The organism is Allobosea sp. FG18 (assembly GCF_057809495.1).
This window is the reverse complement of the sequence record NZ_JBMDKB010000006.1, coordinates 187407-199107: the sequence shown is the minus strand read 5'-3', so window position 1 is coordinate 199107 and position 11701 is coordinate 187407. Positions and strand designations below refer to the sequence as shown.

Sequence of the window (11701 nt, the reverse complement as noted above, 5' to 3'; positions counted from 1 at the left end):
CGCATGAGGGCGAACGGCAAAGGTCGACCCTGATGATCCTGGTCTGCGGCGAAGCGTTGGTCGATCTGTTCGCCGAGGCCGGTACAGGCGCAGAGGTGCCTGCGCGGATCGTGGCCGGCGGCTCGCCCTTCAACGTCGCGATCGGGCTGGCCCGGCTCGGCATCGAGGTGGGCTTCCTCGGCGGCATCTCGCGCGACGGCTTCGGCACCCTGCTCGCGGATCTCCTGGCGCGCGAAGGGGTCGACGATCGCTATCTCGTCCGGACGGACCGGCTGACGACCATCTCGGTCGTGACGACCGGTAGGGACGGCCACCCCAGCTATGCCTTCCACGGCGAAGGTGCAGCGGACCGCTCGCTCACCGCTGCCGATCTGCCGGCAGCCCTGCCGGATACGGTCCGGGCGCTGACCTTCGGCTCCTACACCATGGCGGTTGAACCCGTCGGCTCCGCCTTCGCGGCGCTGGCCGAGCGGGAATGCGGCCGGCGTGTCATCAGCGTCGATCCCAATCTGCGCCCGACCGCGATCGGCGACATGTCGGGCTGGCATCGGGCAGCCGAACGCTTCTATCGCGCGGCGACCATCATCAAGGCCAGCGACGAGGATATCCGGATCGCCTGGGATGGGCAGCTCACCCTTGCGGAAGCCGCTTCCCATTGGCTCGACCTGGGAGCGCGCCTCGTCGTCGTCACGCAGGGCGAGCAGGGCGCGACCGCCTTTTCCGCCGCCGGCCCGGTGTCAGTGCCGGGCCACAGCGTCGCGGTGCAGGATACGGTCGGCGCCGGCGATACCTTCCACGCAGCGCTGCTGGCGCGGCTCGCCCATACCGGCCGGCTCAGCCCGGAGGCGATCGCGGCGCTCGATCGCGAGGCTCTCGCCGACCTGTTGGCCTATGCTGCTGCGGCCGCGGCGATCACGGTGACGCGTCGAGGCGCCGATCTCCCGACCGCGGCCGAGGTCGAGGCGTTCGGGTGGCGTTCCGGCATGGCCTGAAGACGTCGGCGCGTCAGCGTGACAGCGTGGTGGCGCGATCGAGAGCGCTCGCGAAGCCCTGGAGCGAGATGGAGAAGGGTACGGCGGCCCCGCTATCGGCGGTCGCGTTGATCTTCAGCGCGGAGCCCGTTCGCAGGGCCGCGACCATCTGTGCGTCGAAGCTGACGGCGACGATGCATCCGCTCGGCAGGCAGGTGCGGAAGCGCATCGGCTGCACCGTCAGCTTCTCGTCAATCTGAAAAGCGACGCCGGCATCCAGCGACAGCCCGAAAGGCAGGACCAGTACCCCGGCAACGGCGCTGCCGGTCAGGGCATTGAGCTCGATGGCGAGCACGCGCTGGCCGCCCTGCTGTGTCTGGACCTGATTGAGCACGCAGCGCTTCTTGCTGCCCTGCTGCGCACAGACGACACGCCAGTCCTTGTAGGTCTCGTTGAGCGAGGACGCGCCGCCGGGGAGTGTCGCCGTTGCTGCGGCGGCCTGTCCCACCGCAGGAGCCTGCGCGGCCTCGAGCCACTGCGGCGCCGGAACGTTACCCCGATCCGCGAAAATTGCGACGTCTCTCGCCCCGGCATTTGCCCGTTCCGATCCGAGCCAGGCCGCCATGCCGCCAGCGCTGGCGAGCGCTGCGAGGCCGATGGTGCGGAGGAGGCGAATCCGGCGGACGATCATGCGATCGCCTTTCGGCCGTCGGCTTGCGACGACATGCGAACCGACTCCGGAGGGCCGTCGAGCACGCGCTGCCAGGCCCGCTCCGCCTCGATCGTGAAACCGGGACCGAGGCTGCGCCGGAGCGTCCAGAGCAGCGTCTCGGCCAGGGCCCGATAGTGAGGCTCGATCAGGCGGTAAATCCTGTGGGAACGAGCGAGCTCCTGGACGATCGGCAGCAGCTCGCCGAAGTGCCGGGAATTCCCGAATATCAGCCGCAGCGTCAGGACGAGGCTTCGTTCCTGCGGCTCGATCTCCATGGCGAAGAGCCGATAGACCTCCGGATAGGATTCCAGCAGCCGATTGGCGAACATCGCATCCGCCTGCTCGGCTATCGGAAACAGCGCCACGATGTTCGTCAGGATGAGGGAGCGGGACCGATCGTTCATGCTGCCCTCAGAACCGGACATTGAAGTTGGCCTTGGCGGCATGGTCGGCGATGCCCGAGCCGAACTGGCCGCCATAGCTGACGCCGAGCGTGGCGTTCGGCGAGAGCGCATAGTCGAGCCCGGTCTCGATCAGCGCCGCATTGCGCGCGATCGGCACGCCGCCGATGCCGAAGCCATTGCCGCCGCCGGCGAAACGCAGGCTCGCAAGAGGTGTCACGTCACCGAAGGCATGGCGCCAGCCCAGCGTTCCCTTCGCGGTCAGGCTTGCGCCGCCAAGGGTCAAACGTGTGGAAGCGCGCAGGCCGAGCGTCGTGAAGGTGGCGTCGGTGGTCGCCGCAGCGCCGGTGAGGGCCGCGGCGCCTCCGGTCTCGCGGAAGCCGTCCGTGTGCAGGCTGACATAAGCCAGATTGGCGAAGGGCTCGATCCGGGTCGCGCCCAACGCGAAGCCATAGGCGAGTTCGCCGAAGAGCTGCGTGGTGCCGGCGCCGTAGTCGCCCTTCAGCCTGTCGCCAAAGCCGGGGAAGCTGACCGTCCGGTTGGTCGAAATGTCGTGCCACGTATAGGCCGCGCCAGTCCGCAGCGTGAGCGCTCCCCAGTTCGCTCCGCCATAGAGGCCGAGATGGTAGTTGTCGCTCTCCCCCGAGGATTGACGGCCCTTCACGTCGAAATCGCTGCGGCTGTAGCCGGCGACCGCGCCGAGGCGCCAGTTGCCGAACACCGGTGCGTCGGCGCCGATGAAGAAGCCGCCGGTCTTGCGCTCAAGCTTCGCCGCGTTGCCGTCGCCATCCGTGCGGCCCCATGAGCCGAAGCCCTGGCCCCAGAACGCGAAACGGTCGGTGGTGACAGGGGCTGCGACCGGCTTGCCGTTCTCATAGGTGACGGCGGAATCGCCGGCTGCGCCCGTGCTGCCGGAGGCTGCGCGCAGGCGGTCGTTGACGGCGTTGCGCAGGAAGCGGCTGTCCTCGATCAGCGCGGTGCGGGCCGAGGCGTGGATCTCGCCCGAGAGCTGGTCGAAGGCGCCGCGTGCCTGATCGGCTGACAGACTCAGCACGGCGTTGTGGACCGGGTTGCCCAGCCCGAGGTTCTCGACGCCGCCGCCGGCGGCGACCTGGTTCCAGGTCAGGCCGACATTGCGGAAGCTCGTGCCGTTGCGCGTCATGGTCAGGTAGACATTGCCGGCGTCGTAGCTGAGTGCGGGATCGAGGAAGGCGAGGTTCGAGGTCACGCCGGTAAAGGTGCCGGTGCGCCCGCCTGCCGCAGTCAGGATGGTGTATTGCGTCTGCTGGGCGTAGTTGCCGGCTCCCGCCAGCACATTGACTGCGCCGCCATTGATCGTGGCGGTGCCCGCCGCGACGACCCGGTCCGAGGCGCCCGCCGCGTCGATCTCGACCTCGTAGGTCGAGCCCGGATTGAAGGCGATGTTGCCGGCAACGTTCAACGTGCCGATCGAGTTGCCCGGCGCGACCGTGCCGGAGACGAGCGCATCGCCGACCGTGCCCGCGCCGCCGAGGCGTCCGCCTGCGTTGACGACGAGCCTGCCGCCGAGCTGCCCGTTCACAGCCAGAGCGCCGGTCTCAATCGTGGTGATGCCGGTGAAGCCGCTGGAATCGCCGGTGAAGGCGATGCTGTTGCCGGTGCCGGCGGCGATCTCGATCCGGCCGTCGCCATTGCCGCTGCTGCGGGCATTGCCGTCATAGCTGCCCGACGCGTTCTGCTCGAAGCGCATCGTCGCCCCGCTGCGGATATCGAGATTGCCGCGGAAGACCTCGGTGGTCGAGGACAGGGCGCCGCCCCAGATCGACCAGTCGAGCGTGCTGCGCCCGGTCAGCCGGAGCATGCCCGCGCCGTCCTTGATCATGACGCCGCCTTCGCCGCCGACATTGCCGGAGAAGCTGCCGTCCTGCGTCTGGTTGAAGACGACGATGCCGTTGTTGACGATGTTGTTGCGGATGCTGTTCGTGTTGCCTTCCAGCGTGCCGTTCTGGACGAAGGTGTCGCCCTGGTAGCTGTTGTTGCCGGTGAGGACGAGCCGGCCGAGGTCGGTCTTCAGCAATCCGCCGGTGCCGGTGAGGTCTGCGCCGATCCGGGCGACGAAGTTCGCGCCCTGGTTCGTGCCGTCGCCCACGCGGATGACGGTCTGTGGCGCTGCCAGCGTGATCGGGCCGCCGTCCAGGCTGTAGCCGTTCACGGCGAACTGGAGGCCGTTCACCGAGACTCCGCCCGGCGCGACCGTGACCGTGCCGGGCGCGCCCTGGAAGGCGGCATATCCGCCGCCCCAGGCGGCGTTGCCCTGGCCATTCGCATCGGTCCAGTTGGTCAGGCTGCCCCAATTGCCGGTGCCGCCGTCGACCTGGCCGTTGGCCGCGGTCTGGCTGCCGTCCCAGAATTGCCAGGCCGGGCCACCGCCCGCCCCGACCACGATGTTGACCTGGCGCGCGACGCCGGTCTGGACGGTCGCGGTCATGCCGGCCGGCTCGGCGGTGACGTCGAGCCCGTTATCGGTGAGCGTTCCGTCATAGTCGAACAGGCGGTAGACGCCCGCGCCGTAATTGCCGGTGCCGGTGATGTTCAGGCCGCCGTCCAGCGTCAGGTTTCCGCCCACGCCGAACAAGGCGCGGGTGCTGGGCGCGTCGAGCTCGACCTCGACCGTGGAGCCGTTGTTCAGGACCAGGTTGCCGTTGATGGTCAGGGTCTGGTCCGAGCGCCCGTACAAGGTGCCGCCATCGGCGATCGTGACATTGGCGTTGACGGTGCCGATGCCGGACAACCCGGCGACATTCGTCACCTGCAGCGTCTGGGCGGTGATCTCGCCATCCACCTGCAGGAGGCCGCTGTTCACATGGGCATGCGCGACGTTCGAACCGTTGCTGGCCAGGATGAGCTTGCCGGGGCCGTTTTTGTGGAAGTCCCGCGCTTCCGCCGGGTTCGCCCGGGTGATCCGCCCGCCGAGGGTTGCCGTGCCGCTCTCCACCTCGACATTGAGATCGCCCTGATCAAGCGTGATCGCATTGTTGAGCCGGACATTGTCGATGAGTGCGAGCGTCGTTCCCTGGCCGGCGATCGTCAGCCCGCCCGTGCCGAGAGCGCCAGTGATGCCCGCTCGAAGCGTCCCGGCCGCCAGCGTAGTGCCGCCGGAATAGGTGTTGGTGCCGCGCAGCGTGAGGCGGTTGTTGCCTTCCTTGCGCAGCGAGCCTGCGCCGCTGATCGGATTGCTGGAGGTGGTCGAATAGTCCGATCCTCCGTTTCCGTCGCGGCCGAGCGTCAGCTGCGCGCCATTCGCGAGCGTAACCCGGCCGGTGCCGATGATCTCGTAGATCTTCTCGGTGCCCTGGACGTTGAAGGTCGCGTTCTGGGCGACGATCAGCGACGCCGTATCGGAGATGTCGGCGCCGGCCGCGGAGGTCAGGCTGCCGCGGTTGAGGAAGATGCGGCCGGCATTGACAGTGCCGCCGAGCACGAGTTCGCCGGCGCCTTCCTTGAACAGGTCGCCCCCGTTGCCGGCGATGTCGCCGAGCAGCCGGCCGGTGCCGCTGCCGACGCTGAAGACGGCGGTGGCGCCAGCCGCCAGGTTGATGTCGTTCGCGAGCGAGATGGTGTCGTTGAGCGCCAGCGTGCTGCCCAGCCCCTCGAAGCGCAGGGCGCCGGTGCCGAGCGCATTGGAATGTGCCGCGGTCAGAAGCGTGCCCGCAGTCAGCGTCGTGCCGCCGGAATAGCTGTTGTTGCCGCCCAGCGTCTGGGTGCCGCTGCCTGCCAGGCGCAGCGCGAGGGCGTTGCTGCCGTCAGTAATCGCACCGCTGAAATCGATACCGTTCGCAATCGTCAGAACCGCCGTGCCGGGGCCGTTATTGGTGATCGCGCCGGCACTCACGCCCAGTTGACCCAGTCGATAGATGGTCTGGCTGGCGCCGCCGAGGTCGAAGATGCCGCCGGAGACGAACACATGGGTTCCGGATCGGCTGTAGAAATTTCGCGCCGTGTCGCTCCCGAAACGGACGGTGCCGCCCGCGATGCCGAGATAGCTGAAGCCAGGGCTGGCGGTCATGTTGGTCGGTGCGAAAACGATCGTACCGTTGCCGGGCAGGGTATCCCCGAGGAAGAGAAACCCGCTCGCAGGATCACCATAGGTGACGGTTCCCGCGAAGACCGCGTTGACGCCGGCGCCGGCCCGGATCGTGTCGGTCGCTCTCACGGTCACGGCGTCCGCATAAGTGCCGCTCTGGGTGTAGGTCACGGAATTGGCGCGCGCCGATGGAAGCGCCAGCGTGCTGACGGCGACGAGCGCGGTTGCCGAGAGAAGGCTCGTCCTGCGGAGAGCATGGCTGCGCACGGAGCGCTTCGAGGAAGCAGTTTTCATCATGAGCCTTTGGGAAACGCGATATGAGCGATGGCCGACCGTGGTGGCGGGCTCAGTCGGAGCTGTTGTCGAGGATCGCCTTCAGGCGCGGCGCGAGCGGGCGCACGATGTCGGCGAAGCGTGCGCCCTCAGTGCGGAACGCCAGCATGCGTGCGAATTCCGCGCGGAGCGCCTGCAGGGCTTCTGCCTTCTGAGCTGCGTTCAACGCGACGAGGCCGCTCGCGCCGGCATCCAGCTTGGCCCGTATCGCGTCGATTTCGCTCTGGGGTTCTAGGGCGGCGAGGCCGCGGAAGGTCTCGCCGACCGCGGTCTTCCAGCTCTCCGCCGTGAAGCCCGCGGCCCGGATCAGGCCGCGCCCTGCGGCATCGCGCTCGAACCAGTCGCCGACGATCTCCTCGTCATAGGCGAAGGAGCTGAAGGCGGGCTGCAGCGCGGCGATCAGTTCGGCGACCTTGGCGGCTTCCTCGCGCGTCAGGGCGGCGGCCGGATCAGCGGTGAACAGGAAGCAGGCGCAGAGCGCGGCAGACAGGAGACGGCGTTTTCCGCGGCGCGCGGAGGCGGCACCGTGCTTGCGGGCGCAGATGATCGACAGCACTCGAATTCCCTTCCAAGGCCGAGACTGAAGGCTGTCGGTACGGCCCATTCGGCAAAGCGGAGCGGCGCTTGCGCGCCATTCGATCCGGACCTTAGGAAGAGGGTGGATGGCTCGTCTGCGCGGAGAGCGAAGCGGTTTTGCAGGGAGCGAACACGGCTCCGGGTATTTTCGGGGAGCGGCAGCGCGATCCGCCGCGGCGCCGTATCGGCCGCCTTCATCCGCGCCATTCCTCGCCTTTCGGCAGCGCGGCGCGGCGACTCAGGATGTCCGCCCGGAACTCCGAAGGGGTGGCGTCGAAGCGCTTGCGGAACGCGCGGTTGAATGACGATACGTCCGAAAACCCGACGTCATAGGCGATCGCCGTGATCGTGCTGGAGGCGAGATCGCGCTCTCCAAACAAGCGGACGGCGTGTTCGAGCCTCTGCCCGCGGACGAAATCGGAGAATGTCGTTCCGGCGTTCCCGAACAGACGCTGGACATAACGCACCGTGACGCCCTGGCGCCTGGCCAGAGCGGCGATATCCAGATCGCGATCGCACAGGCGTGCGAGCACGTCCGCCTGGATGAGCCGGTAGCGGGCGGCCGCGATGCTGGTCTCGCTGCGCTCGGCCCCGCCGCGCACCGCCCCGCCAAGGACCAGGGCCGTGAGGTCATAGACGTGGCGAGCCGCCGCCTCGGCGAGCTTGAGCGAACCCGGCGGATTGCGGCGCAGCAATTCGACATAGTTCCGCAGAAGCGACAGGCCTTCCGCCGCTGCCGGGACCACGTAGCTCGCTGCGAGGTCGATGCGCGGGGCGCGGTCGGTCAGCAAGCGACGATCCAGCGAGACGAAATCGAACGCGGTGGACTGGCCGTGCCAGCACTCGTGGCAGGTGCCCTCGTTGACGAGCACGAGATCGCCCGCGCCGATCCTGATCGGTGCCTTGCCGGCGACCGAGATTTCACGCTCGTGGTCCTGGATCGTCCAGACGTAGTTCTGGCGGCCGTCCTGCAGCAGGTCGCGGGCCCGGATGCCGCGCATCGGCGTGAACCGGCCATGCGAGACGAGAAGATCGCTGGGCAGCGCCATCGCTTCGAGATCGACGCGGATATTGTCGCGGTCGGGCGGGAGCAATCGACGCCCGCTCCAGACATGCCGGGCCATGAAATCGTGCAGGAAGGCCATCCGCTCGCCGCGCGGAATCTCTTCTGTCGACAGCCGCTGCATCGCAAACGGTGCGATCGTCATGCGAGGGCTCCGGCTTCGACGAAGTAGGAGCCAGTCCCCCACCGTTCAGAGGGGGCGGACGCTATGGCGGGGCGGGATGGGCCGTCTCGGATCGCCGCGAACAGATTTTGCAGCCGGCGAACAAAGTAGAGGTTTTTCCGCGGCCGGATTGCAAAAGGCTGGCTTGAATCAGCCCTTCAGGGCGCTGGCCCTGACTTCGGAGGGCGTCGCCTCGAAGCGCCGGCGGAAGGCGCGGTTGAAGGAGGTGACGTCGGAGAAGCCGGCGTCAAAGGCGATGGTCGTGATCGTGCAGGAGGCGGAATCGTGCTCCCGTAGCATGCGAAAGGCGAGGTCCAACCTCTGGTCGCGCACGAAGTTCGAGAAGGTCGTTTCCTGCGTCTCGAACAGGCGCTGGACATAGCGCGGCGTGATGCCCTGGCGCCGGGCGACCGCTTCGATCCCGAGACCGGGATCGGGCAGCTGTTCGAGGATATCCTTGCATACGAGTTTCAATCGTGCCGCCGCAATGCTGCGGGCATTGCGCTCGGCGCCACCGCGCACGAAGCCATCGAGCATCAGGGCGGCGAGATCATAGACATGGCGCGAGGCGATCTCGCTCGCCCTGACCGATGCGGGCGGATTGCGGCGCAGCATCTCGGCATAGCCGGAGAGCAGCGACAGCGACGCCGATGCCGCCGGTATGACGTAACTCGCTTCCAGCGCCACGCGCGGTGCGAGGCTCGCGAGCAGCCGCTGATCGAGCGAGAGCACGTCGACGGACATCGGCTTGCCTTGCCAAAACTCGAAGCAGACTGCCTCGTTCAGCAGCAGGACATCGCCGGCCGAGACCTTGATCATCCTGCCGCCATCGACGGCGACCTCATGGTCCTCGTTATGGATCGTCATCAGGTAGTGCTCGCGGCCGTCCTGGAGCAGGCCACGCGTCCGCGCGCCACGCATCGGCGCATAGAGGCCGCGGCCGACGGTTAGCCCGCCCGGCAGCATCATGGCTTCCATATCGATCCGGATATTGTCCTGGTCGGCCGGGCGGAATTCCAGCCCGCCGACATGGCGCGCGACGAAATCATGGACGAAGGCCATCTGCTCCCGGCGCGGGACGTCCTCCGTCCGCAACCGCATCATCGGGAACGGGGCTGCTGTCACGGAGCTCTCCCTCGCGATGGACATGAGGTCCGCGCGGCGCGGCGGGGCCTTTGACGGTGATGGCTGGTCCTTTTACCTTTATTACAAGCCTGCAGCCGGCGCGAGCCCCCGACGCCGTTCCGGAATGAGTCGTGCCCGAGATGATGGGCACCGGCGCGATAGCGACGGAGTTCGTGCCCGGTTCACTTGAAAATGCTCTAGCCGGTGCGTGTCCAGCGCAGGAAGGCCGATAGCCGCAGCAGGCCGTTGACGATCAGAGTATAGACCACAGCCGTGTCTCCATCTCGGGAGCCCACGGTAAAGCGTGGTGCTTTTAGCGTTGTTGACGCGGCGCAAGCTGCTCCGACAAATCCCGCGACCGGATCGCTCCGATGGCTTCGAGCATTCCGGGAATATCGGCTCGGGTCAATCGCAGGGATTGCCAAGTTTTCGGGCGCTAAGAGAAGAAATCGCTGCTTCAGGCAGCCTCCGTCGCATCCTCCATTTTCAGGATCTTGAGGCCGATCTGGACCATCAGCATCTCCTCGGCGTCGTCGAGATCTATGCCGGCTTCCGTCCTGATCTTGTCGAGCCGATAGAGTACCGTCTTCGGGTGGACATCGAGGCGCCGCGAGGTTTCGAGCGCGTTGCCGCTGCTGGCGATATAGGCCTCCAGCGTCTCGACGAGGTCGGCCCGGGCCCGTGTCTTGACCGAGACCAGCCGTTTCAGTGAGGGCGGGATCATCTCCCTGAGCTCGTGCTGCGGTGCGAGCCGGCAGAGCATGCGGTAGATGCCGAGCTCGTGGAAGGCGACGATCTGCTTCTCGAAGCGCGCCCGGGTGCCGATATTGAGGGCGTCGAGCGCCTGGCGGTAGCTCCGGGGCAGGCTTTCGATGTCGGCGGCGATCTCGCCGATGCCGGCATGCAGGACGGCGCGCTCCTCGCCGCGCGACCAGAGCGTGTTCAGTTCGGCGAAGCGGCGTTCGAGCTGCGCGCGCCAGTCGCGGCCCTCGCCGGCCGGCCAGAACAGCACGACATGGCCGCCGCGGACCTGGGCATGGGCATTGTCGATGAGGTCTGCAAGAAGCTGTGCCAGCCGTTCCAGCTTCTTGCCGTCGCCCGGACCGGGAGTGAGTTGCTTCTGGGTGGCCTTGAGGCCGAGCACCACCACGGCGTGCCTGCGCTTGAGGTCCCACTGGATCAGCCCGGCACGCCGGTGCAATTCGCTGGAGGGCAGAGCGCTGCCGCCGAGCAGGTCGCCGATCAGGTCGAAGCGGAACTGCTTCTCGACCTCGATCACAGCCTGCTGCCTGAGAAAATCGAGCGCGAGCGCGTTGATCGCGCTCTCGATGGCGATCGACTGGACGTCCTCAAGCTCGCCATTCAGTTCGAGCACGGTGAGGTAGAGCCTGATCTCCTCCCCGACGCGGACCGAGAAGACGTAGCGATTGCAGGTGCGGTCGTCGGCTTCGGGCGCCGTGATGGTCTGGATGTAGTAGGGCGCGCCTTCCTGATGCCCTTCGGGCGAGGCGAGGCTCACCGAGCTGCCGGTGGTGCCGGCGAGGCATTGCAGCTTCTCGTCATAGAGCCCGACCGGATTGCCGATGAAGCTCTCCAGCGATTTCAGGATGCGGAAGGCGCCCTGGTTCGCCAGCGAGGCGCTGAGGAAATGGTCGCTGATCTCCTTGAAGCGTTCGAGCACGCCGAGCCGCTCGCTGAGGAGATGTTCGGAGATGCACAGGACGATGGTCCGGTAGAGCACGCTGCGGGGGATCTCGATGACGGGCAGGCGGTGCCTGCGCGCGGCCTCGACGATCTCCTCCGGGACCTCCTGCACGAAGAGGCCGGTCTTGACGATCAACGCACTAAGCTTGCGGGCCGCCACCTTCTCGATGAAGGCGTCGAGCGGGCGCAGGCGGTCGAGCGAATAGAAATTGGTGAGGAGGACGTCGCCGGGCTGCACCCAGTCGGTGACATCGGGCGCCTCGATGACGTTGACGCCCCGGACGGGATTGGCGAGGCCTTCTTCCCCGCAAATCAGGCGGGCCTGCTTGAACGGCGCAAATTGCAGCAGTTCGGAAATCTTGAGCTGATGGGCCATGGTCCGGGCTCCCAGGGTGGCCCGCGCCAGCGGCCACTCCGCCATGTCGATCTATGCGCTAATGGCGGGTATTCGCAAGCCAAGCCCGGTTAGGACGGTTCGATATTTATCCGATCTGGATAAAACAAGACCGGTCAATTTAGGCGGCTTGGCAATGGTTCGCCTGCCGCCGGCTCACTAGGCTCCCTTCAAAAGAAGATCGTTCGACTGCGGG

General features: G+C 67.1%; 8 protein-coding genes. 1 reads left to right on the top strand and 7 read right to left on the bottom strand.

All coding sequences use genetic code 11. The features are described 5' to 3' along the window. The first annotated feature begins 32 nt into the window (after window positions 1–32). Entirely contained in the window at window positions 33–992 is a 960-nt protein-coding gene (locus ACODTJ_RS09300) for a carbohydrate kinase family protein (RefSeq protein ID WP_454655354.1), read from the top strand. Between the two features lie 13 nt (window positions 993–1005). Here the strand turns inward: ACODTJ_RS09300 and ACODTJ_RS09295 are convergent, their stop codons facing one another. The 7 genes from ACODTJ_RS09295 to ACODTJ_RS09265 form a co-directional block, all read right to left on the bottom strand. Further along, window positions 1006–1662, bottom strand: a complete 657-nt coding sequence (locus ACODTJ_RS09295; protein ID WP_454655355.1) for an invasion associated locus B family protein — start codon at window positions 1660–1662, stop codon at window positions 1006–1008. After that, window positions 1659–2087: a globin family protein gene (locus ACODTJ_RS09290; protein WP_454655356.1), complete on the bottom strand. Its 429-nt coding sequence runs from the start codon at window positions 2085–2087 to the stop codon at window positions 1659–1661. The genes ACODTJ_RS09295 and ACODTJ_RS09290 overlap by 4 nt, the downstream gene beginning before the upstream one ends. Window positions 2088–2094: 7 nt before the next feature. After that, on the bottom strand, window positions 2095–6414 hold the full coding sequence (locus tag ACODTJ_RS09285; protein WP_454655357.1) for an autotransporter outer membrane beta-barrel domain-containing protein: 4320 nt from the start codon (window positions 6412–6414) through the stop codon (window positions 2095–2097). Window positions 6415–6493: 79 nt separating this feature from the next. After that, window positions 6494–7036, bottom strand: coding sequence for a hypothetical protein (locus ACODTJ_RS09280; RefSeq protein WP_454655358.1), 543 nt, complete (start codon window positions 7034–7036; stop codon window positions 6494–6496). 214 nt (window positions 7037–7250) lie between these two features. Next, window positions 7251–8264, bottom strand: coding sequence for an AraC family transcriptional regulator (locus tag ACODTJ_RS09275; RefSeq protein WP_454655359.1), 1014 nt, complete (start codon window positions 8262–8264; stop codon window positions 7251–7253). Window positions 8265–8432: 168 nt separating this feature from the next. Continuing rightward, a complete protein-coding gene (locus tag ACODTJ_RS09270) occupies window positions 8433–9407 on the bottom strand; it encodes a helix-turn-helix transcriptional regulator (protein ID WP_454655360.1) in 975 nt (324 codons plus the stop codon). A 457-nt stretch (window positions 9408–9864) separates the two neighbouring features. Next, window positions 9865–11487 (bottom strand): PucR family transcriptional regulator, encoded by a 1623-nt coding sequence (locus tag ACODTJ_RS09265; RefSeq protein WP_454655361.1) that lies wholly within the window; start codon window positions 11485–11487, stop codon window positions 9865–9867. Window positions 11488–11701 lie beyond the last annotated feature (214 nt).

Excerpts from the sequence above, each read along its gene's own strand:
- ACODTJ_RS09300 (WP_454655354.1), top strand. The coding sequence starts at position 33 with ATGATCCTGGTCTGCGGCGAAGCGTTGGTCGATCTGTTCGCCGAGGCC.
- ACODTJ_RS09295 (WP_454655355.1), bottom strand. The coding sequence starts at position 1,662 with ATGATCGTCCGCCGGATTCGCCTCCTCCGCACCATCGGCCTCGCAGCG.
- ACODTJ_RS09290 (WP_454655356.1), bottom strand. The coding sequence starts at position 2,087 with ATGAACGATCGGTCCCGCTCCCTCATCCTGACGAACATCGTGGCGCTG.
- ACODTJ_RS09275 (WP_454655359.1), bottom strand. The coding sequence starts at position 8,264 with ATGACGATCGCACCGTTTGCGATGCAGCGGCTGTCGACAGAAGAGATT.
- ACODTJ_RS09265 (WP_454655361.1), bottom strand. The coding sequence starts at position 11,487 with ATGGCCCATCAGCTCAAGATTTCCGAACTGCTGCAATTTGCGCCGTTC.